Raw genomic sequence first — 23578 nt, 5'->3', positions numbered from 1 at the left:
CAACTCGAAAATATAAACAAGAAATTATTTTTTAAAATTTAACAATTAGAAATTAGGGAGAACTATGTACAATTATCCTGTACTTATTCATTATCATCGTAAGGATGGAGCATATCAGAATTGCAACTTTAGTAAGGGGCTAGCTGATTCAGTAGAATTTGTTAAAGAGGAAGAATACTTTGGAGAGAAGTTGTCATTTACTCAATCAAGTGAAAGTCCTCTTTCACAAATGGTTTTTAGAGTAGAAAAAGATGGGGAAACTAAAGAATATCCAATCCGATTTAATTATTATCCTCTTCTAACGGAAGTATGGATTTTAGATGGAGATGACACTGTTTATTATTCTGAAAATCCAGCTATTGCAAGTCCACACTATAAAGATCAAAATCCATTTGCTTTTGACAAAGCGATTAACAGTGCTAGTTTTGATCACCACTGGGGTTACCAAGGAGAGTTGGGATGCCATGTTTCTGAAGAAGAAACAAGCTTTAAACTTTGGTCGCCAACAGCAACAACTGTACAAGTTGTAGTCTATGAATCAGCCAGTAATGATGCTCCAATTCTAAAAACCTATGAAATGAAACGTGGGAATAGTTATTCCTACAGTCACAAGGATAATACAATTGGCGTTTGGAATTTGACAATTCCTGAAAGTCTTGCAGGTCGTGCCTATCAATATCAGATTGATTTTCCACATCATCAATCATTGACCCGCGATCCATATACCATTGCGACAAGTCCAGATGGCAAACGTTCAGCAATCCTTTCAGAAAAAGAACGTCAAGTTGAAGGTTTTGAAGTTAAGAATGGAACGGAAGCAACTTGGCGATTGGAAAATCCTTGTCAAGCGGTTGTTTACGAAATGCACATTCGTGACTTGACTAAGTCTGAAACTTCAGGTGTTGCTCCAGAATTAAGAGGTACTTTCTTAGGTGCTGCCCAAACTGGAACTGTCAACAAATATGGTCAGTCTACTGCATTTGACTACATCAAAGAACTTGGTGTGAACTATGTTCAACTGCAACCAATTGCTGATCGTCACAAAGAGTATGATGCAGATGGAAATGTGACCTACAACTGGGGTTACGATCCACAAAATTACAATGCACCAGAAACCAGCATGTCTACGAATCCAAATGATCCAGGTCAAGTCATCCGCGATTTGAAGACGATGATTCAAGCTTATCATGATGCTGGAATTGGCGTCATTATGGATGTCGTCTATAACCATACGTTTTCAACTGTTGATGCCCCATTCCAAACAACGGTTCCAGACTATTATTACCGAATGAACCGCGATGGAAGTTATCAAAATGGTACTGGTGTAGGAAACGAGACTGCTAGTGAACATGAAATGTTCCGTAAGTACATGATTGATTCACTTCTTTATTGGGTGAATGAGTTTAATATTGATGGTTTCCGCTTTGACTTGATGGGAATCCATGACATTAAAACCATGCAGATGATCCGTTGGGCAATGGATGAAGTCGATCCTAAAATCATCCTTTATGGAGAAGGTTGGGATATGGGTACTGGTCTAGCACCTTACGATAAGGCTAAGAAAGACAATGCTTATCAGTTGCCTAATATTGGATTTTTCAATGATGATCAACGTAATGCGGTTAAGGGTGCTGAAGTTTATGGTGATATCAAATCAGGCTTCGTAAGTGGTGCTGCCACTGAACCAATTGTTGCCAAAGCTATCCTTGGTAGTCGAGAACTGGGCTCTTATCTAAGCCCTAACCAGGTTGTCAACTATGTAGAAGCCCATGATAACTATAACTTGCATGATTTATTAGCGACACTTCATCCAACAGAAGACCAAGCAAGTATCATGAAAAAGGTAGAAACAGCAACTGCCATGAATCTACTCATGCAAGGTATCTCCTTTATGGAACTTGGTCAAGAGTTTGGACGTACCAAACTGGTTCCTACAGGTGAAAACGGTGAGTTGACTCATGATGATCGCGAACGTGCCATGAACAGTTACAATGCTCCAGACGCTGTTAACCAGGTGGACTGGGACTTAATCAATGAGCGTCAGGATAGTATTGAATTTATTCGTCAGATTATAGGTCTTAAAACAAAGAGTAGTGCCTTTTCATACCCTACATACGAGGAAGTATACCGTCACGTCTTTGTTCACACAGCTATTGAAAATAGTGGCTGGATTGTCTATGAAATTCAGGAAGATGACGAGCATTACTTAGTGGTCTTTAATGCTAAAGGAGAATCCCACTATTATGAAAATGCGGGAAACCTTGAAATGCGAATCACTAATAGTCGTTCAAACCAAGAAAACACTCTTGATAATGTGAGTGTAGCAGTCATGAATGTTTTAGTTTAAAAAAATGAAACTCAAGATTAATCTTGAGTTTTTTTATATATAAATTTGTCCTAATAAAAAATATGGAAATATTACTAAAAATAGTTGAAAATTTCAGAAAATTTGATAAAATTGTACTTAAGATACTTTATCCGAACAAAAATATTAATTTATGAAAATAATGTTAAGTTTTTTGTGGTGTCTGTTTTGCAAAATTAGGATTGAAAAAAATATTGTAAGCAATTTAATGCTACAAGAACTGAAATCAAGGTAGAATATCATTAAATAGTGAAAATATAAGAAATGTCAAGATAATTATTTGAAGATTTTCTAAAAAATATTTATGATAATTCGGAAATTGGTTGAAAGTTTTCTTAAAAGATTGTATAATAGAAATATAGAAAACGCTTACAATATAAAGGGGGATTTATGGATACATTAGAAGCTTTAAGAACTTTTACAACAGGCGAAAATTTCCATCTTCAACACTATTTGGGCGCTCATAGTGAGGAGAAAGATGGGGAATGGGGTTACACATTCCGTGTTTGGGCTCCAAATGCGCAAGCTGTTCATCTAGTTGGTGATTTCACGAATTGGGTTGAAAATCAAATCCCTATGGTTCGAAATGAATCTGGAGTTTGGGAAGTTTTTACAACTTTAGCCCAAGAAGGTCAGATTTATAAATATCATATCACACGTGCTAACGGTCATCAGCTTATGAAGATTGATCCTTTAGCTGTTCGGTATGAGGCACGTCCAGGCACAGGGGCTGTGTTAACAGAAATTCCAGAAAAGAAATGGAAGGATGGACTTTGGTTAGCTCGTAGAAAACGTTTGGGATTCTTTGAAAGACCAGTTAATATTTACGAAGCACATGCTGGTTCGTGGAAACGAAATCCAGATGGAACTCCATACAGTTTTGCTCAATTAAAAGAAGAGTTGATTCCTTACTTAGTTGAGATGAACTACACTCATATTGAGTTTATGCCTTTGATGGCGCATCCGCTTGGTTTGAGCTGGGGCTATCAACTGATGGGATATTTTGGTTTGGAACATTCTTACGGAAGACCAGAAGAGTTTCAAGACTTTGTTGAAGAGTGTCATTTAAACAATATCGGAGTTATTGTGGACTGGGTTCCTGGTCACTTTACAATCAATGATGATGCTCTAGCTTATTATGACGGAACACCAACTTTTGAATATCAAGACCATAACAAAGCTCATAACTATGGTTGGGGAGCATTAAACTTCGACTTAGGGAAAAACGAAGTGCAATCCTTCTTGATTTCTAGCATTAAGTTCTGGATTGATTTTTATCATTTAGATGGTATCCGTGTAGATGCTGTAAGTAACATCCTTTATCTTGATTATGATAATGCACCTTGGACACCAAATAAAGATGGTGGCAATCTCAACTATGAAGGCTATTATTTCCTTCAGCGTTTAAATACTGTTATTAAGCTAGCTCACCCTGATGTCATGATGATTGCAGAAGAGAGCTCTTCAGCTACTAAAATAACAGGTCCAAAAGAGATTGGTGGTCTTGGGTTTGACTACAAGTGGAACATGGGCTGGATGAATGACATTCTCCGTTTTTACGAAGAAGATCCAATTTACCGCAAGTATGATTTTAACCTTGTAACATTCAGTTTTATGTATGTCTTTAATGAAAATTATCTTCTACCATTCTCACATGATGAGGTGGTTCATGGTAAGAAGAGTATGATGCATAAGATGTGGGGAGATCGCTACAATCAGTTTGCAGGCTTGAGAAACCTTTATACTTATCAAATTTTTCACCCTGGTAAGAAATTACTCTTTATGGGTAGCGAATTCGGTCAATTTTTAGAGTGGAAATCAGAAGAGCAATTAGAGTGGTCAAACCTTGAAGACCCAATGAATGCTAAGATGAAATACTTCACTTCTCAACTGAATCAACTTTACAAAGACCATCGTTGTCTTTGGGAAATTGATACAAGTTATGATGGAATTGAAATCATCGATGCTGATAATAGAGATCAAAGTGTTCTATCCTTTATTCGTAAGGGTAAAAAAGGCGAGATGCTAGTCTGTGTCTTCAACATGGCACCGGTTGAACGTCCTGATTTTACAATTGGATTACCAGTTGCAGGTATTTACGAAGAAATTTGGAATACAGAGTTGGAACAATGGGGTGGAGTTTGGAAAGAACACAACCAAACTGTTCAAACTCAAGAAGGGTTATGGAAGGATTATGAGCAGACATTGACCTTTACTTTGCCAGCTATGGGTGCAAGTATCTGGAAAATCAAACGCCGCTTGAAACCTACAAAAAAAGAATCAAATAAATCTCAAAAAGGAGTAGAAAATGAAGAATGAAATGCTAGCTTTAATCCTTGCCGGTGGGCAAGGGACTCGTCTCGGTAAACTTACCCAAAGCATTGCAAAACCAGCTGTGCAATTTGGTGGGCGCTACCGTATCATTGACTTTGCTCTTTCTAACTGTGCCAACTCTGGTATCCACAATGTTGGGGTTATCACACAGTATCAACCTCTTGCTCTTAACAATCACATCGGGAACGGTTCGAGCTGGGGTCTAGATGTAATTGATTCAGGTGTTTCTATCCTTCAACCATACTCTGCAAGTGAAGGAAATCGTTGGTTCGAAGGTACAAGTCACGCTATTTACCAAAACATCGACTATATCGACAGCATTAATCCTGAGTATGTTTTGATTCTTTCAGGAGACCATATCTACAAAATGGACTATGATGATATGCTCCAATCACACAAGGATAACAATGCCAGCTTGACTGTAGCTGTCTTGGATGTACCATTAAAAGAAGCTAGTCGTTTCGGTATCATGAATACAGATGCTAATAATCGCATTGTTGAATTCGAAGAAAAACCTGCTCAACCAAAATCAACTAAGGCATCAATGGGAATTTATATTTTCGATTGGAAACGTCTACGCAATATGCTCGTTGCAGCTGAAAAGAATAATATTGACATGTCAGACTTTGGTAAGAATGTTATTCCTAACTACCTAGAGTCTGGAGAAAGTGTTTATGCCTATGAATTCAGTGGATACTGGAAGGATGTCGGCACTATCGAATCGCTTTGGGAAGCAAATATGGAATATATTTCTCCAGAAAACGCTCTAGATAGCCGTAATCGTCAATGGAAAATCTATTCTCGTAACCTGATCTCTCCACCAAACTTTATTGGAGAACATGCTCATGTAGAAGATTCTCTCGTAGTAGATGGATGTTATGTGGATGGTACTGTGAAGCACTCTATCTTATCTACAGCAGCACAAGTTCGTGAAGGAGCAGAAGTTGTTGATTCTGTTATCATGAGTGGAGCAGTAGTCGGAAAAGGTGCTAAGATTAAACGTGCCATTATTGGTGAAGGTGCTATCATTGCTGATGGTGTAGAAATTGATGGAACGGAAGAAGTAGAAGTAGTCGGATATAACGAAGTAGTGGGGGTAGCAACAGATGAAGATTGATAAATATTCAGCGATTTTAGGAAACACTGTTGGTTTTCATGATATGTCAACCTTGACGAGTAATCGTCCTGTGGCGAGTTTGCCATTCGGAGGAAAGTATCGCTTGATTGACTTCCCACTCTCAAGTTTAGCAAATGCTGGTGTTCGTAGTGTCTTTGGAATCTTCCAACAAGATAATATCAGCTCAGTTTTCGATCACATTCGTTCAGGTCGCGAGTGGGGCTTGAATACACTACTTAGTCACTACTATTTAGGTATTTACAATACACGTGTAGAAAGCAGCACAGTCGGTAAAGAGTATTATCAACAACTCTTGACTTATTTAAAACGTTCTGGATCTAACCAAACTGTTTCCTTGAACTGTGACGTTTTGGTAAATATTGATCTTGCTCAGGTTTTCCATTTGCATAATACTACAAAATCTCCTATCACAGTTGTTTACAAGAAACTACCTAAGAAGGATATTTCAGAAGTAAATGCAATCCTTGATATCGATGAAACTGACCATGTGCTTTCTCACAAGCTCTTTGATAAAAAATCAGACCAAAATCTTTACAACATGTCTACCGATATATTTGTCGTTGATACCCCATGGTTGATTGAACGTCTTGAAGAAGAAGCTCAAAAAGAACATCCAGAAAAACTTCGCTATGTTCTTCGTGATTTGGCAGCTAAAGAAGGTGCTTTTGCCTACGAGTATACTGGCTATTTGGCAAATATTCATTCTGTAGAAACCTACTACCAAGCCAATATTGATATGCTTGATCAGCATAAATTCTACTCTTTGTTCTCTCCAAATCAAAAGATTCATACAAAGGTGAAAAACGAAGAACCAACTTATTATGCACCTGGTTGTGAAGTAAATACTTCGCAGTTTGCTTCTGGTAGTATTGTCGAAGGTAAAGTTGTTCGTTCAGTTATTTCTCGTAATGTTCAAATTCATAAAGATAGCTTAGTTAAAGAGTCTATTATTTTCCCTCGTGTTGTCATTGGTGAAGGCGCTCAAGTTGAGTATGCAATTATTGATAAGGGTGCTGAAGTAGCTGATGGAGTTGTTATTCGTGGTACAGCAGAAAATCCTGTTGTCATCAAAAAAGGTGAAAAAATAACAGAGGACATTCTTTCATGAAAATTTTATTTGTAGCAGCCGAAGGAGCCCCTTTCTCTAAAACAGGTGGCTTGGGAGATGTTATCGGGGCTCTTCCAAAATCATTAGTTAAAGCTGGTCATGAAGTTGCTGTTATCCTACCCTACTATGACATGGTAGAAGCTAAGTTTGGCGACCAGATTGAAGATGTTCTTCAATTTGAAGTGTATGTTGGTTGGCGAAGACAATTTTGTGGAATTAAGAAAACAGTTTTAAACGGTGTTACCTTCTACTTTATTGACAATCAATATTATTTCTTCCGTGGTCATGTGTATGGTGATTTCGATGACGGTGAACGCTTTGCTTTCTTCCAACTTGCAGCCTTAGAAGCTATGGAGCGTATTGGATTTATTCCTGATATTCTCCATGCTCATGATTATCATACAGCTATGATTCCTTTCTTGTTGAAGGAAAAATACAGATGGATTCAAGCCTATCAAAACATTAAGACTGTTTTAACTATCCACAACCTGGAATTCCAAGGGCAATTCTCTGAAGGTATGCTTTGGGACTTGTTTAGAGTTGGATTCGAACGCTATGCGGATGGTACAGTTCGCTGGAATGACTGCCTAAACTGGATGAAGGCTGGTATTCTCTATGCAGACCGTGTATCTACTGTATCGCCAAGCTATGCTTATGAAATCATGACAACAGAGTTTGGATGTGGTTTGGATCAAATTCTTCGAATGGAGTCTGGTAAGGTTTCTGGTATTGTAAATGGAATCGATACGGATCTTTATAATCCAGAAACGGATCCACTGTTGGATTATCATTTTAATAAATCAGACCTATCAGGAAAAGCTCAGAATAAAGCTAAATTGCAAGAGAAGCTTGGTCTTCCGGTAAGACCTGATGTTCCAATGATTGGTATAGTGTCACGTTTGACAAGACAGAAAGGTTTTGATGTCGTTGTTGAAGGTCTTCATCGTATGCTTCAAGAAGATGTTCAAATCGTTCTCTTAGGTACAGGAGACCCTGGTTTCGAAGAAGCTTTCTCATGGTTTGGTCAAGTATTCCCAGACAAATTATCTGCTAATATTACTTTTGATGTGAAACTCGCACAAGAAATTTATGCAGCAAGCGATATTTTCCTTATGCCAAGTCGCTTTGAACCATGTGGACTCTCTCAAATGATGGCTATGCGTTATGGTACTTTACCTCTTGTTAACGAAGTAGGGGGGTTGAGAGATACTGTTCAACCGTTCAACCCAATTGAAGGAACAGGTACAGGATTTAGTTTTGATAACTTGACTCCATATTGGCTTAACTGGGCTCTACAAACTGCCTTGGATGTTTACTATAATCATCCAGATGTTTGGAAAAATCTTCAAGTTCAAGCTATGGAATGTGACTTCTCTTGGGATACAGCTTGTCAGTCTTACCTTGATTTGTATCACAGTTTAGCAAACTAAATAGTTAAAATCGTATGATGCTTTCATACGATTTTTTGAGATAATAAAGTAAGGATTATAAATGAAAACAATCAACGGTCTCTGTGTCCTTGATGTAGATGGAACTCTGATAGAAGAAGAGGTTATTGATTTATTAGGGAAAGAGGCAGAGTGCGAAGAAGAAGTAGCCCTGCTAACAGCTCAAGCTATGAGAGGAGAATTAGGCTTCGAAGCAAGTTTAAAAAGACGTGTTTCTCTTCTTAAAGGTCTTTCTATCAATGTTTTTGATAAGATTTATCATGAACTTCACCTTAGTAAAAACGCTGCCAAGTTTATTAAAGTTCTTCAAGAAAATCAGATAGAAGTCGGCTTAGTATCAGGTGGATTTACCACTATTGTAGAAAGATTAGCAAAAGATTTGGGAATTTCATTATATACTGCTAATCAACTGGAAATCAGAGATGATCATTTAACTGGAAATCTAATTGGCCCTATTATAAGCAGAGAAGTAAAAGAAGCAACCCTCGTGAGATGGGCTGAAGAATTAAAAGTGCCTTTTGATAGAACGATTGCAATCGGTGATGGAGCTAATGACTTAAAAATGCTTAAAAGTGCAGGACTTGGTATAGCCTTTTGTGCCAAGGATATTGTGAAAAAGGAAATAAATCTTCAGGTAGATGAGAGAGATTTTGGGAAAGTTTTGGAAATGATAGACTTCCTTTAGATAGAAAGAGGAATCAAAATGAAAGTTGTTATCGCACCGGACTCTTTCAAAGAGAGTCTTACTGCAAACGAAGTAGCAGAAGCTATAAAAAGAGGATTTAAAAGGGTGATACCAGATGCTGAATGTCTACTTTTACCTGTTGGTGATGGAGGTGAAGGAACAGTAGACGCCATTAAAAGTTCTCTAGGTTTGGAAGAAAAAAGAGTCCAGGTAACTGGACCTTTTGGTGATGAGGTTTTGATGTCTTACTTTCAAAAAAGAGAATTAGCTCTATTTGAAGTTGCAAATTTAGTGGGTCTTGAAAAAATTCCTTATGAAAAACGTAATCCTCTAGAGATTCAAACAAAGGGAATTGGTCAACTTATTCTCCATTTGATAGAACAAGGAATCAAAGATATCTACGTTGGTGTCGGTGGTACGGCTAGTAACGATGGTGGAATTGGCATTGCTTCAGGACTTGGTTACCAGTTTTATGACAAAAACGGAAATGTAGTTCAAGCAAATGGTCAATCTCTATTTGATATCAGGAAAATTTCGAAGGAGGGAGTGCTTCAAATTCCTTCTGATGTACATATAAAAATACTTGCAGATGTAACTAATCCCCTATGTGGACCTCACGGCGCCACCTATACATTCGGGAAGCAAAAAGGGTTGGAACCAGCTAAATTCCAAGATGTTGATATTGCTATTGAAAACTTTTACAACAAAGTTGCACCTGAAATTTTAAAATTAGAAGGTAGTGGTGCTGGTGGTGGAATTGCTGCGGGTTTGTGTGCCTTTGCTGATGCAGAGATTGTTTCTGGAATACAAACTTGTTTGGATTTGATAAACTTCAATGAACAGGTCGCAGATGCAGATCTAGTTATTGTTGGTGAAGGTAGATTAGACTCTCAAAGTTTTTCAGGCAAGGCTCCAATCGGTGTAGCAAAAAGAACACCAAATTGTGTTCCGGTTATTGCTATGTGTGGTAGTTTAGCTGAGGATTTACCTCCTTTACCATTTGAGAATATCATCGCTGCTTTTTCTATACTAGAAAAAAGCGAACCATTAGAAGATAGTTTAAAAAATGCAGCTGTTTATTTAGAAAATACAGCTGCAAGTATTGCTCGGATCATGTCTTTGAGATAGAGTTAACCAAACCATTTTTTCCAAAAAGAAGTAGGAGCTTTCGTCTCTTTCTCTTGCCATAAGTCAGAAAAGGCCTTTTTAAGGTCTTTTTCTTGGGTTTGAACAGGACTATCACTGTGTATGACCATGCCGAAAGGAGAAGAGTTATGATTTTCAGAAACGATGGTTGCTTGACATTCAGCTTCTTTGGCTTTTTTTAGATAAAAGACTTGTTTGTCAAATTCAACCTGAGGAGAAATTTTGACAAATAGAGGTTCAGTCTCTTTTTTAAAGGTTTCTAAAATTGTTGAAAATCCTTTTTGAAATTTATCATCATCGGCAGTTTCAAGGTCTGCATAGCCAAGGACACGTTCTTCAAATGTTCCGAGAAAACGTCTTTGTTCATCAGGATTTAATTTAAGACCACCATTGGCCTTTTCTAGGATTTGTTTAGATAGATCAGTCATAAATATAGTATATCACAAAAGTCTCAAGATAAAAGGAAAAAGAAAGCGATTACTTTATCAACTTAAGGAAAATTTGCACAAAGATAACGTTTTTTCTTGAAAAAGGTCTCTTTTTAATGTATCATAGAGGTGTAAAAAATTTAACTCAAAGGAGAGTAAAAAATGTCAATTATTACTGATGTTTACGCTCGCGAAGTCCTAGACTCACGCGGTAACCCAACACTTGAAGTAGAAGTTTACACTGAATCAGGTGCTTTCGGACGTGGTATGGTTCCATCAGGAGCTTCTACTGGTGAACACGAAGCAGTTGAACTTCGTGATGGTGACAAATCTCGTTACGGTGGTCTTGGTACACAAAAAGCTGTTGACAACGTAAACAACATCATCGCTGAAGCAATCATCGGCTACGATGTACGTGACCAACAAGCTATCGACCGTGCTATGATCGCACTTGACGGTACTCCTAACAAAGGTAAATTGGGTGCTAACGCAATCCTTGGTGTGTCTATCGCTGTAGCTCGCGCTGCTGCTGACTACCTTGAAATCCCACTTTACAGCTACCTTGGTGGATTTAACACTAAAGTTCTTCCAACTCCAATGATGAACATCATCAACGGTGGTTCTCACTCAGATGCTCCAATTGCTTTCCAAGAATTCATGATCGTACCTGCTGGTGCACCTACATTCAAAGAAGCTCTTCGTTGGGGTGCTGAAATCTTCCACGCTCTTAAGAAAATCCTTAAATCTCGTGGTCTTGAAACAGCCGTAGGTGACGAAGGTGGATTTGCTCCTCGTTTCGAAGGAACTGAAGATGGTGTTGAAACTATCCTTGCTGCTATCGAAGCTGCTGGTTATGTTCCAGGTAAAGACGTATTTATCGGATTTGACTGTGCTTCATCAGAATTCTACGATAAAGAACGTCAAGTATACGACTACACTAAATTTGAAGGTGAAGGAGCTGCTGTACGTACTGCTGCAGAACAAATCGACTACCTTGAAGAATTGGTAAACAAATACCCAATCATCACTATCGAAGATGGTATGGACGAAAACGACTGGGACGGTTGGAAAGCTCTTACTGAACGTCTTGGTGGTAAAGTTCAATTGGTTGGTGACGACTTCTTCGTAACAAACACTTCATACCTTGAAAAAGGTATCGCAGAAGGTGCTGCTAACTCAATCCTTATCAAAGTAAACCAAATCGGTACTCTTACTGAAACATTCGACGCTATCGAAATGGCGAAAGAAGCTGGTTACACTGCTGTTGTATCACACCGTTCAGGTGAAACTGAAGATTCAACAATCGCTGACATCGCAGTTGCAACAAACGCAGGACAAATCAAGACTGGTTCACTTTCACGTACTGACCGTATCGCTAAATACAACCAATTGCTTCGTATCGAAGATCAACTTGGTGAAGTAGCTGAATACCGTGGATTGAAATCATTCTACAACCTTAAAAAATAATCGTTGATTTAACAACGTTTTTAGCCCCTTGGATTTTATCCAAAGGGTTTTTTCTTTATTCAAGGGATATGAAAGGGACAAAACTTTTGTACAAACAAGCTGTATTTTTGCCATTCCAAGTGGAAATAGAGATTTTTAAGCATATTTTTGGTATAATAATACCCAGGAAAAACTAGAGAAAGAAGGAGGTTGAGATGGAAAAGTATTTATCGGTAACAACTTTGACCAAGTATTTAAAAATGAAATTCGATAAAGACCCATACTTGGAGAGGGTTTATTTAACTGGTCAGGTTTCTAACTTTCGAAAGCGTCCAACTCACCAATACTTTTCTCTAAAAGATGATCGCGCTGTTATCCAAGCAACCATATGGTCTGGTATCTATCAGAAACTTGGATTCGACTTGGAAGAAGGCATGAAGATTAATGTAGTCGGCCGAGTTCAAGTCTATGAGCCAAGTGGGAGTTATTCAATTATTATTGAAAAGGCAGAGCCGGATGGTGTCGGCACACTTGCCCTTCAGTTTGAGCAACTGAAAAAGAAGCTTTCAGAGGAAGGGCTTTTTCAAGACCGCTTTAAGCAAGTAATTCCGCAGTTTGCAAACCGTATCGGGGTAGTGACAAGTCGTAGTGGAGCTGTTATCCAGGATATCATTACAACCGTTAGCAGACGCTTTCCTGGTGTGGAAATTATCTTATATCCTACCAAGGTTCAAGGTGAAGGAGCGGCAGAGGAGATTGCCCTTAACATTGCTAAAGCTAATGAACGTGATGACCTAGATGTACTTATCATTGGTCGTGGTGGTGGCTCGATAGAGGATCTCTGGGCTTTTAACGAGGAAATAGTTGTTCGTGCTATTTTTGAATCGCGTTTACCGATTATTTCAAGTGTTGGTCACGAGACGGATGTTACTTTGTCAGATTTTGTAGCAGATAAGAGAGCAGCAACTCCAACTGCTGCAGCAGAACTAGCGACTCCTGTTACTAAGTTAGATCTTTTGACTTATCTGAAGAATCAAGAGAGACGTATGGCTACATCTGTACAAAACACTTTATCTAAGAAAGAAAAAGCATTAAAAGTACTAAGTCAATCCGTTATTTTCAGGCAACCTGAACGCTTATATGATGGTTATTTACAACGATTGGATCAGTTACAGCTTCGTCTCAAACAAAGTGTAAATTCAGAACTTGTTAGACAGGAGCAAAGAGTATTAAAACTAGTTCATCGATTAGAGCAGTTATCACCAATCAATAAGGTTCATCGTTATCAGGATCGTCTACTCCAATTTGAAAAGTTGCTTCGTAGTCAGATGGCAGTAGTTTATGATGCCAAGGTTGCCGAAGTCAAACGTTTGTCAGAAGCGCTACTTATGTTAGATACTAGTCGTATCGTAGCCAGAGGTTATGCGATTGTGAAAAAAGAGGATGCCGTAGTATCGTCAGCAAAAGATTTGAAAAAAACTGATCAAGTAACGTTATTGATGCGAGATGGTCAGGTAGAATTAGAGGTTAAAGATGTCAAAACAGAAGAATTTTGAGGAAAATTTAGCAGAACTTGAGACTATTGTTCAGAGCTTAGAAAATGGTGAAATTGCTTTAGAAGATGCCATTGCAGCTTTTCAAAAAGGGATGCTCTTATCAAAGGAATTGCAGGCAACACTGGATAAAGCAGAAAAGACCTTAGTTAAAGTCATGCAAGAAGATGGAACAGAGAGCGAACTCGTATGAACAAGCAAGAAAAACTAGACTTAGTTGAGTCAGCGCTTGAGGAGTTTTATGGGGAACAACAAATAGCTTCAAATCTTAGAGAAGCGGTTCTCTATTCCATTCATGCTGGTGGCAAGAGGATTCGTCCTTATCTTCTCTTAGAAGTTTTGGAGTCTTTGCAGGTACCAATTACTCCAGCTCATGCGCAAGTTGCGGCAGCGCTTGAGATGATTCACACAGGTAGTTTGATTCATGATGATCTACCTGCTATGGATAATGATGATTATCGCCGAGGACGTTTGACCAATCATAAAGTCTATGGAGAGGATTTAGCTATCTTGGCAGGTGATGCTCTTTTTCTAGACCCGTATGCTCTCATAGCTCTGTCAGACTTGCCAAACGAAATCAAGGTAGACTTAATAGCAAATCTATCTCTTGCTTCTGGAAGTATGGGAATGGTAGCGGGTCAAGTTTTGGATATGGAAGGTGAAGGAGAACACTTGAATGTAGAGGAACTTCAGACTATCCATGCTAATAAGACTGGTAAACTATTAGTCTTTCCTTTTCATGCGGCTGGAATCATCGCTGGATTGGATACAACTATTCAAACAGCACTTAAAACTGTTGGAGAGTTGATTGGTCTTGCCTTTCAAGTGAGAGATGATATTCTTGATGTTACAGCTAGCTTTGAAGAAATTGGTAAAACACCCCAGAAAGATTTGCAAGCTGAAAAATCGACCTATCCTGCCTTGTTAGGCTTAGACGAAGCAAAAGCTTTTTGTAACCAAACTTTGGATCAGGCTAATGCAAAGCTGGAAGAGATTAGTCAGTTAGTTACCTTTGATAAGGAACCAATTGTAAAAATAGTAGAAAGTTTGAGAATCAATGGCTAAGGAAAGAGTAGATTTACTTGCCTACAAACAAGGTTTATTTGAAACGAGAGAACAAGCTAAGCGTGGCGTTATGGCTGGTTTGGTTGTTGCGGTTCTAAATGGTGAGCGTTTTGATAAACCAGGAGAAAAAATCCCAGATGATACTGAATTAAAACTCAAGGGTGAAAAGCTTAAGTATGTGAGCCGAGGAGGTTTGAAACTTGAGAAAGCTTTGGAAAACTTTGGCATATCAGTTGAAGGTAAAACGGCCATTGATATTGGAGCTTCAACAGGAGGCTTTACGGATGTCATGCTTCAAAATGGAGCAAAATTAGTTTATGCAGTTGATGTCGGGACCAATCAGCTTGCTTGGAAATTGCGCCAAGACTCACGTGTTGTTAGTATGGAGCAGTTTAATTTTCGTTATGCTGAAAAGACTGATTTTGAACAAGAACCTAGTTTTGCAAGTATCGACGTGAGTTTTATATCATTGAGTCTCATCCTTCCAGCTCTACATAGAGTCTTAGCTGATCAAGGACAAGTTGTTGCCCTCATAAAACCACAGTTCGAAGCCGGTCGAGAACAAATTGGGAAAAATGGGATTATTAGAGATGCTAAGGTTCACAAAAATGTTTTAGAATCGGTAACAGAAATGGCGGTCACAGAAGGATTTTCCGTCATAGGATTGGATTTTTCACCTATACAAGGCGGCCACGGTAATATTGAGTTTCTTGCTTATTTACGTAAGGAAGAACACGCAAGCAATCAGGTGGTTTCTGAAATAGAACCACTAGTAGAAAAAGCACATAGAGAGTTTAAAGATGAATAAAAAAGAGAGACTTGAGAAGATTAGAAGATTTGTGACTGATTATCAAATCGGTACTCAGGAAGAAATCGTTGAACATTTAAAAGAAGCAGGAATCACTGCTACTCAAGCAACTGTTTCACGAGATATCAAAGAACTAGGGATTGTAAAAATTCCATTGAAAGACAATACTTATGTCTATGAATTACCAAAGTCAGTAGTCAAAAGTTTACAGTTGGCTGAGAACAATATTGAAAGTTTTGAGAGAATGGGAAATCTCATCAATTTAGATGTTATTCCTGGAAATACAATTTTTGTTAAAAGCCAATTAACCCAAACATTTTCAGATAAGATTTTTAGCTGTTTAGCAGATGATAATTCCATTTTAATTGTAGCGCGAACTGAAGATGCAGCTGTAGAAATTGTAGAGCAAGTTAAAAAGTGGTAGGACCTTATGTTACTTGAAATTTCAATTAAAAACTTTGCCATCATTGAGGCTATTTCACTTAATTTTGAGAAAGGAATGACAGTTCTTACTGGGGAAACTGGTGCCGGGAAGTCTATCATCATCGATGCTATGAACATGATGCTGGGAGCAAGAGCAACAACAGATGTCATTCGTCATGGTGCACTCAAAGCGGAAATCGAGGGTCTTTTCTCAATTGAAAATAGTCTCCCCCTTCAAGAGATTTTTGATGAGCAAGGTATCGATTTAGGTGATGAAATCATCATTCGTCGTGAAATTTTACAAAACGGGCGCAGTGTTAGTCGAGTTAATGGACAGATGGTCAATCTTTCTGTTCTACGAGCAATTGGACAACATCTAGTCGATATTCATGGTCAGCATGACCAAGAAGAGTTAATGCGTCCACAATTACATATTCAGATGCTGGATGAGTTTGGTGATACAGATTTTCTTGAATTGAAGCAATCTTATCAGACCAACTTTGATGCCTACCGTCAAATGCGCAAGCAACTTCTTGAAGTTAAGAAAAACCAAGAAGAACATAAGGCTCGTATTGAGATGTTGGAATTTCAAATGGCAGAGATTGAATCTGCAGCATTACAGCCAAGTGAAGACCTCAAACTCAACCAAGAACGCGATAAACTTCTGAATTATAAAAATATTGCTGATACGCTAACTAATGCCTATACCATGCTAGATAATGAAGAATTTTCAAGCCTGGCTAACGTCCGTTCTGCTATGAATGACATGGAGAGTTTAGAAGAGTATGATGCTGAGTACCGTGAAATATCAACTTCTTTATCAGAGTCTTATTATGTATTAGAAGATGTCACCAAACGTTTAGAGGATATTATCGAAGATTTAGATTTTGACGGCAATCGCTTGATGCAGATTGATAGTCGTTTAGATCTCATACATGCCATTACACGTAAGTATGGTGGAAATGTAGATGATGTCTTGTTATACTTTGCAAAAATAACTGAAGAATACAATTTACTCACTGGTAATAATCTTTCTTCAGAAGATATGGAAGCAGAACTCAAACAATTAGAAGTAAGTCTGGTTGATTTAGCAAGTAAACTTGCATCTGCTCGCCACAACTTAGCTCAACAATTAGAAATTGAGATTCAACAAGAGCTTAAAGACCTTTATATGGACAAGACTCGATTTCAGGTTCAGTTTACTATAGGAAAATTCAGTCGTGAAGGGAATGAGAGTGTTGAATTTTATATTTCAACTAACCCTGGAGAAGACTTTAAACCATTAGTAAAAGTAGCTTCTGGTGGTGAGTTATCTCGTTTGATGTTGGCTATTAAGTCTGCCTTTTCTCGTAAGGAAGGTAAGACTAGCATTGTATTTGATGAGGTAGATACAGGAGTTTCAGGTCGCGTAGCTCAGGCAATCGCACAGAAAATTCATAAGATTGGTCAGCATGGCCAAGTTCTAGCTATTTCGCATCTTCCTCAAGTCATCGCTATCGCTGATTATCAGTTCTTTATTGAAAAAATTAGCAATGAGCATTCAACCGTTTCAACCGTTCGCTTGTTAACAGTTGATGAAAGAGTGGAAGAAGTTGCTAAAATGTTGGCTGGTGAGAATGTAACTGAAGCTGCACTTAGTCAAGCGAGAGAATTGTTGCAAAGTAAGGAGAAATAAATGACAGACTATTATGTTATTGGAGATGTCCACGGGAAAGCAGGAATGCTCGAGGACCTTCTAAAAACATGGGATGGTAAGACTCAATTACTCTTTCTTGGAGATTTGATTGATAGAGGTGAAGATAGTCGCCGAGTTCTAGAAATGGTCAAAGACTTGGTTGACAATCAGAGAGCTATTTGCTTGTCAGGGAACCATGAGTATATGTTTTTAACTTGGTTGGATAACCCTGAAGAAAGCTATGACCACTATCGTCGTAATGGTGGGGATACAACTATTAATTCTATTCTAGGTCGCCCATTGGATGCACCGGTAGATGGTGTAGCAGATGCTAAGCGTGTTGAAACTGAAGCAGCCGACTTAGTGGAGTTTATCCGTCAGATGCCTTTTGTCATCGAAACAGATAAGTATATATTCGTTCATGCTGGTATTGATTTGACTTTGGATGACTGGCATGATACTACAGATTACAAGAAAGTTTGGCTCAGAAAACCATTCCACGAAGCAGCTAATCATACAGGGAAAACAATTGTCTTTGGACATACACCAGTCTATGGACTTTTGGATCAAGAACCAGGAACTGAAGAACTTTGGATGACAGAAGACGGGAAAATCGGAATGGATGGAGGAGCTGTCTATGGCGGTGTCCTTCATGGAATTGTCTTTACTGACCAAGGTATGACTGACCACTATTTCATCGAAAATGACGGCTTTGTTGCCGAAGATTAGTACTCCTAGCAGGGTATGGTCTTGTCAAAATATTAAAAACATTTTATAATTAATAGATACCCTGAAAGGAAGAGAATCATGAACGTAGAAAAATTGAAAAAACGACAGGAGAAGATTCGTAACTTCTCAATTATTGCCCATATTGACCATGGGAAATCAACGTTAGCAGACCGTGTTTTAGAGAAGACAGAAACAGTTTCTAGCCGTGAAATGCAGGCCCAACTTTTAGATAGTATGGACCTTGAACGTGAACGTGGGATTACTATTAAACTCAACGCCATTGAGTTGAATTATACTGCTAAAGACGGTGAGACTTATATTTTCCACTTGATTGATACACCAGGACACGTGGACTTCACTTATGAGGTATCACGTTCTCTAGCTGCCTGCGAGGGAGCAATTTTGGTTGTTGATGCTGCCCAAGGAATTGAGGCTCAAACTCTGGCAAACGTCTATCTTGCTTTGGATAATGATTTAGAAATCCTTCCAGTTATCAATAAGATTGATTTGCCTGCAGCAGATCCGGAGCGCGTGCGTACGGAAATCGAAGATGTTATTGGTCTAGATGCTAGTGAAGCAGTTTTAGCATCAGCCAAAGCTGGTATTGGTATCGAAGAAATTCTCGAGCAAATCGTAGAGAAAGTTCCTGCTCCAACAGGTGATGTTACAGCACCACTGAAGGCCTTGATTTTTGACTCTGTGTACGATGCTTATCGCGGGGTTATTCTCCAAGTTCGTGTCATGGATGGAGTGGTCAAACCAGGTGATAAGATTCAGCTGATGAGTAATGGTAAAACCTTTGATGTTACTGAAGTTGGAATCTTCACACCTAAAGCAGTTGGACGAGACTTCCTTGCGACAGGTGACGTTGGATATATTGCAGCATCTATCAAAACTGTTCAGGACACCCGTGTCGGTGATACAGTAACCTTGGCAACAAATCCTGCTTCAGAGCCACTATCTGGCTACAAGCAGATGAATCCGATGGTTTTCGCAGGTCTCTATCCAATTGAGTCAAATAAATATAACGATCTTCGTGAAGCCCTTGAAAAATTGCAACTCAATGATGCTAGTTTGCAGTTTGAACCAGAAACTTCTCAAGCACTCGGATTTGGTTTCCGTTGTGGTTTCCTTGGATTACTTCATATGGATGTTATTCAGGAACGTTTGGAACGTGAGTTTAACATCGACCTTATCATGACTGCACCATCCGTTATCTACAAGGTTAATCAGACAGATGGTGAATCTATGGATGTATCGAACCCATCTGAGTTTCCTGATCCTACAAAGATTGCGACCATTGAAGAACCATATGTAAAGGCACAAATCATGGTACCACAAGAATTCGTTGGAGCAGTAATGGAGCTAGCTCAGCGCAAACGGGGTGATTTTGTGACGATGGATTATATTGATGATAATCGTGTCAATGTCATCTATCAAATTCCCCTTGCTGAGATTGTCTTTGACTTCTTTGATAAGCTCAAGTCTTCGACACGTGGTTATGCAAGCTTTGATTATGAATTGTCAGAGTATCGACCATCTAAGTTAGTTAAGATGGATATCCTTCTTAATGGTGACAAAGTGGATGCTCTTAGCTTTATCGTTCACAAAGATTTTGCTTATGAACGTGGGAAACTTATCGTAGAGAAACTTAAGAAAATCATTCCTCGTCAACAGTTTGAAGTACCGATCCAAGCAGCTATTGGACATAAGATTGTGGCTCGTACTGATATCAAAGCCCTTCGTAAGAATGTGCTTGCCAAGTGCTACGGTGGTGACGTTTCACGTAAACGTAAACTCCTCGAAAAACAAAAAGCTGGTAAGAAACGTATGAAAGCTATCGGTTCAGTTGAAGTTCCTCAAGAAGCTTTCCTCAGCGTCTTGAGCATGGATGAAGAATAGTCGCTATGTGAGAATGGCATCTAGTATAAGAGATTAATTACTGTATTTTTTAAACTTTCAAAATACAGTAATTTTTTGACACTTTTCCCTTCATACTTTAAAATAGAAGTGAAAGGAGAAGGATTATGAAAAAAATCATCAGCTTATCTACGCTTTTAGTGTGTTGCTTAACTCTTGCTGCTTGTAATACTTCAAAAACTAAGAAAGAAGCAGCCACAGATACAACAACAATCCAGGAAACTACCATAGTTCAAGAAACAACAACTGTAGCCGAATCAACGATTAAAGATACGCAGGTAATCGGATCGGATGATTATGGCTATGTAAAGGTTCCAAAATCATGGATTCACTTTACAGAAGTTGAGGGTGGGGATGATATTCAGTACTGTGATGGTACTGACATCAATATCGTAACCCTAAATACTTTTAAACCAGAGCACCTTGGTGTTAGTGAAAGTGAATATGCTGCTCTTGATGCTGTTCAAGTTTCTACTAGTGTCTATCAAACCAAACAACAAAGCAAGGACTTCTCAAAAGTATGGGGTTCTAAGTCAAAAATTGGTGGTTATGATGCCTATGTTGTAAATTGTATAGCTAAAAACGGGAAATATCTGGTCATCTGGATCTTTAAATCAGACGATGGTAAGTTTAGATACGTTTCTCTAGAAGGAACACCTGAAGTGTTGAAGGATATGCTTCCATTAATTGAACAAAGTTGGACTACGAAAAAAAATTAATAGATTAAAAAACAGGATGTATGTCCTGTTTTTTTTCTTTCTTTTTTCAAAACTATTTAAAATTATTTGGTGTTTAAAATCAAACAAAAAAAATAAAAATCAAACAAAATACAACAAAAAATATTGACAACGGTTTCATATAGTGATATACTTGTATCATAAAAGTTAAATATGAAGGGAGAAGTCATGGGATTAGATCATTTCTTCAGCAAAGACTTAGTCTTTTGTCTAGAAGCAGATAATCAAGAGCAGCTATTTGATCAAGTTGCAACCCTATTGGAAGAAAAGAAAGTTGTTACGGATACCTATCGATCGGCTTTAATTGAACGTGAAAAAATGTTCCCAACCGGTTTAGATATGGAATTTCTAGGGAAGGACTTGCCGAATGTAGCAATCCCTCACACAGATACGATTCATAATTTAACTGAAAATGTTGTTGTGGTTCGCTTGCCAAAACCAGTAACATTTCACAATATGATTGCACCTGACAAGGAAGTAGAAGTATCATTACTCTTCTTTATCATCAATAATTCAAGTTCAAGTCAAACAAACATTCTTGCACAATTGATGGACTTCTTTACAGGTAATGGTCATCTAGAAGCACTATCTAAGCTTACTGATCCAGAAGCTCTGTACCAGTATATCTCAGAAGCAACTTCTTAAATTTGTAAATAATAAATAATTAGAAACTAAAAAACGGAGGAAATCCAAATGATTAAAATTCTTGCTGCATGTGGTGCAGGTGTTAACTCAAGCCACCAAATTAAAAGCGCTCTAGAAGAAGAGCTATCTAACCGTGGATACGACGTACAGTGTGATGCAGTTATGGTTAAAGATGTCAACGAAGACTTGATTAAAGGTTATGATATCTTCACACCAATTGCTGCAACAGACTTAGGTTTTGACCCTGGTATCCCAGTAGTAGAAGCTGGACCTATCTTATTCCGTATTCCAGCGATGAGTGCTCCAGTTTATGACAATATTGAAGCAGCAATTAAAGAACACGGATTAAGTTAATTATTATTTTGTAATTTTCCATAAAAATAAAGGGAGGAAAAATTATGGATTTCATTATTGAGTTGGCCAATAAAGTATTCAAGCCAATCTTGGATATGGGTGGCCCAATCATCATGCTGATCATTTTGACAGTATTGGCTTTACTATTTGGAGTGAAATTCTCCAAAGCACTTGAAGGTGGTATTAAACTTGCCATCGCGCTTACTGGTATCGGTGCTATCATCGGAATGCTTAACGGAGCTTTCTCAGCTTCTCTTGCAAAATTCGTTGAAAATACTGGTATTCAATTGAACATCACCGACGTTGGTTGGGCACCACTTGCTACAATCACTTGGGGTTCTGCCTGGACACTCTACTTCTTGCTTGTGATGTTGATTGTCAACATTGTAATGCTTGCAATGAAGAAAACAGACACACTTGACGTTGATATCTTCGATATCTGGCACTTGTCTATTACAGGTCTTTTGATTAAATGGTATGCTGACAAGAGTGGAGTTGGTCAAGGGGTTTCTCTTTTCATCGCGACTGCAGCAGTTGTTCTTGTAGGGGTTCTTAAAATCATCAACTCTGACTTGATGAAACCAACATTTGATGATCTTCTTAACGCACCAAGTTCATCACCAATGACTTCAACTCACATGAACTACATGATGAACCCAGTTATCATGGTTTTGGATAAGATTTTTGATAAATTCTTCCCAGGTCTTGATAAATACGACTTTGACGCTGCTAAATTGAACAAACGAATCGGTTTCTGGGGATCTAAATTCTTCATCGGTTTCATCCTTGGTATCGTTATTGGTTTGATGGGAACTCCACATCCAGTTGCTGGTGTTGAAGGTGCTGATAAATGGGAACTAGTTATTAAAGGTTGGTTGTCACTTGGTTTGACTGCCGGTGTCTGCTTGGAGCTCTTCTCATTGATCGGTTCATGGTTCATCGCAGCCGTAGAACCACTTTCACAAGGTATTACAAACGTTGCTACTAAACGTCTTCAAGGACGTAAATTCAATATCGGTCTTGACTGGCCATTTATCGCTGGTCGTGCTGAAATCTGGGCTTGTGCCAACGTACTTGCACCAATCATGTTGATTGAAGCAGTGCTTCTTTCAAATGTCGGAAATGGTATCTTGCCACTTGCTGGTATCATCGCAATGGGTGTAACTCCGGCTCTCTTGGTAGTTACTCGTGGTAAATTGCTCCGTATGATTATCTTCGGAACACTCTTGTTGCCACTCTTCCTTCTTTCAGGTACACTTATCGCACCATTTGCAACAGATCTTGCTAAAAGTGTAGGTGCCTTCCCAGAAGGTGTGAGCCAAACTCAATTGATCACTCACTCAACACTTGAAGGACCAATCGAAAAACTTCTTGGTTGGACAATTGGTAACACTACAACAGGTGATATCAAAGCAATTATTGGTGCAGTAATCTTCCTTACTTTCTATATCGGTATTTTTGCATGGTACAGAAAGCAAATGATCAAACGTAACGAAGAATACGCAGCAAACGCAAAATAATTTGCTCCTAAAAATGTAAATTGTAAAAACTAGGTTGTCAGTTTCCACTAT

General features: G+C 38.5%; 21 protein-coding genes. 20 read left to right on the top strand and 1 reads right to left on the bottom strand.

What is annotated here, in order from left to right; genetic code table 11:
• Positions 1–64: 64 nt before the first annotated feature.
• The 7 genes from pulA to ACWPVF_RS05140 all read left to right on the top strand — a co-directional run bounded on the left by pulA (position 65) and on the right by ACWPVF_RS05140 (position 10206).
• Positions 65–2347: a type I pullulanase gene (pulA, locus tag ACWPVF_RS05170; protein ID WP_454385077.1), complete on the top strand. Its 2283-nt coding sequence runs from the start codon at positions 65–67 to the stop codon at positions 2345–2347.
• A 408-nt stretch (positions 2348–2755) separates the two neighbouring features.
• Positions 2756–4684, top strand: a complete 1929-nt coding sequence (gene glgB / locus ACWPVF_RS05165) for a 1,4-alpha-glucan branching protein GlgB (protein ID WP_454385075.1) — start codon at positions 2756–2758, stop codon at positions 4682–4684.
• A complete protein-coding gene (locus ACWPVF_RS05160; RefSeq protein WP_414307418.1) occupies positions 4674–5816 on the top strand; it encodes a glucose-1-phosphate adenylyltransferase in 1143 nt (380 codons plus the stop codon). The genes glgB and ACWPVF_RS05160 overlap by 11 nt, the downstream gene beginning before the upstream one ends.
• Positions 5806–6945, top strand: a complete 1140-nt coding sequence (gene glgD / locus ACWPVF_RS05155; protein WP_368910169.1) for a glucose-1-phosphate adenylyltransferase subunit GlgD — start codon at positions 5806–5808, stop codon at positions 6943–6945. Before ACWPVF_RS05160 ends, glgD begins: the two co-directional genes overlap by 11 nt.
• The gene (gene glgA / locus ACWPVF_RS05150; RefSeq protein ID WP_454385072.1) at positions 6942–8375 is read left to right on the top strand and encodes a glycogen synthase GlgA; all 1434 of its coding nucleotides are present in this window, start codon (positions 6942–6944) and stop codon (positions 8373–8375) included. Before glgD ends, glgA begins: the two co-directional genes overlap by 4 nt.
• 61 nt (positions 8376–8436) lie before the next feature.
• A complete protein-coding gene (gene serB / locus ACWPVF_RS05145; protein ID WP_454385071.1) occupies positions 8437–9078 on the top strand; it encodes a phosphoserine phosphatase SerB in 642 nt (213 codons plus the stop codon).
• Positions 9079–9096: 18 nt separating this feature from the next.
• Entirely contained in the window at positions 9097–10206 is a 1110-nt protein-coding gene (locus tag ACWPVF_RS05140; protein ID WP_454385069.1) for a glycerate kinase, read from the top strand.
• Positions 10207–10208: 2 nt separating this feature from the next.
• Here ACWPVF_RS05140 and ACWPVF_RS05135 read toward each other — a convergent pair whose 3' ends face one another.
• A complete protein-coding gene (locus ACWPVF_RS05135) occupies positions 10209–10652 on the bottom strand; it encodes a DUF1694 domain-containing protein (protein ID WP_454385067.1) in 444 nt (147 codons plus the stop codon).
• Positions 10653–10814: 162 nt separating this feature from the next.
• On the opposite strand from ACWPVF_RS05135, the gene eno reads away from it, so the two are divergent.
• The 13 genes from eno (at position 10815) to ACWPVF_RS05070 (ending at position 23527) form a co-directional block, all read left to right on the top strand.
• On the top strand, positions 10815–12119 hold the full coding sequence (gene eno / locus ACWPVF_RS05130; RefSeq protein WP_006151137.1) for a surface-displayed alpha-enolase: 1305 nt from the start codon (positions 10815–10817) through the stop codon (positions 12117–12119).
• A gap of 194 nt (positions 12120–12313) precedes the next feature.
• Positions 12314–13654, top strand: coding sequence for an exodeoxyribonuclease VII large subunit (xseA, locus tag ACWPVF_RS05125; protein WP_414307412.1), 1341 nt, complete (start codon positions 12314–12316; stop codon positions 13652–13654).
• On the top strand, positions 13632–13844 hold the full coding sequence (locus tag ACWPVF_RS05120) for an exodeoxyribonuclease VII small subunit (protein ID WP_414307411.1): 213 nt from the start codon (positions 13632–13634) through the stop codon (positions 13842–13844). The genes xseA and ACWPVF_RS05120 overlap by 23 nt, the downstream gene beginning before the upstream one ends.
• Complete coding sequence (locus tag ACWPVF_RS05115; protein ID WP_414307410.1) at positions 13841–14716, top strand: polyprenyl synthetase family protein; 876 nt, start codon at positions 13841–13843, stop codon at positions 14714–14716. Before ACWPVF_RS05120 ends, ACWPVF_RS05115 begins: the two co-directional genes overlap by 4 nt.
• Positions 14709–15524 (top strand): TlyA family RNA methyltransferase, encoded by an 816-nt coding sequence (locus ACWPVF_RS05110; protein WP_414307409.1) that lies wholly within the window; start codon positions 14709–14711, stop codon positions 15522–15524. The genes ACWPVF_RS05115 and ACWPVF_RS05110 overlap by 8 nt, the downstream gene beginning before the upstream one ends.
• Positions 15517–15948, top strand: a complete 432-nt coding sequence (locus tag ACWPVF_RS05105; protein ID WP_045614951.1) for an arginine repressor — start codon at positions 15517–15519, stop codon at positions 15946–15948. The genes ACWPVF_RS05110 and ACWPVF_RS05105 overlap by 8 nt, the downstream gene beginning before the upstream one ends.
• A 6-nt stretch (positions 15949–15954) precedes the next feature.
• Positions 15955–17622 (top strand): DNA repair protein RecN, encoded by a 1668-nt coding sequence (gene recN, locus ACWPVF_RS05100; RefSeq protein ID WP_045614950.1) that lies wholly within the window; start codon positions 15955–15957, stop codon positions 17620–17622.
• Complete coding sequence (locus tag ACWPVF_RS05095; RefSeq protein WP_045614949.1) at positions 17623–18351, top strand: metallophosphoesterase family protein; 729 nt, start codon at positions 17623–17625, stop codon at positions 18349–18351.
• A 78-nt stretch (positions 18352–18429) separates the two neighbouring features.
• Complete coding sequence (gene lepA, locus ACWPVF_RS05090) at positions 18430–20253, top strand: translation elongation factor 4 (RefSeq protein WP_045614948.1); 1824 nt, start codon at positions 18430–18432, stop codon at positions 20251–20253.
• Positions 20254–20378: 125 nt separating this feature from the next.
• On the top strand, positions 20379–20990 hold the full coding sequence (locus tag ACWPVF_RS05085; protein ID WP_454385062.1) for a hypothetical protein: 612 nt from the start codon (positions 20379–20381) through the stop codon (positions 20988–20990).
• Between the two features lie 186 nt (positions 20991–21176).
• Entirely contained in the window at positions 21177–21653 is a 477-nt protein-coding gene (locus ACWPVF_RS05080; protein WP_454385060.1) for a PTS sugar transporter subunit IIA, read from the top strand.
• A gap of 48 nt (positions 21654–21701) precedes the next feature.
• Entirely contained in the window at positions 21702–22007 is a 306-nt protein-coding gene (locus tag ACWPVF_RS05075) for a PTS sugar transporter subunit IIB (protein WP_006148587.1), read from the top strand.
• Positions 22008–22051: 44 nt separating this feature from the next.
• Positions 22052–23527, top strand: coding sequence for a PTS galactitol transporter subunit IIC (locus tag ACWPVF_RS05070; RefSeq protein WP_223332987.1), 1476 nt, complete (start codon positions 22052–22054; stop codon positions 23525–23527).
• The last annotated feature ends 51 nt before the right edge of the window (positions 23528–23578 follow it).

This window comes from Streptococcus sp. Marseille-Q7087, assembly GCF_965111935.1.
The sequence above is the reverse complement of the archived record's forward strand: the minus strand, read 5'-3'. Positions and strand labels throughout refer to the sequence as shown.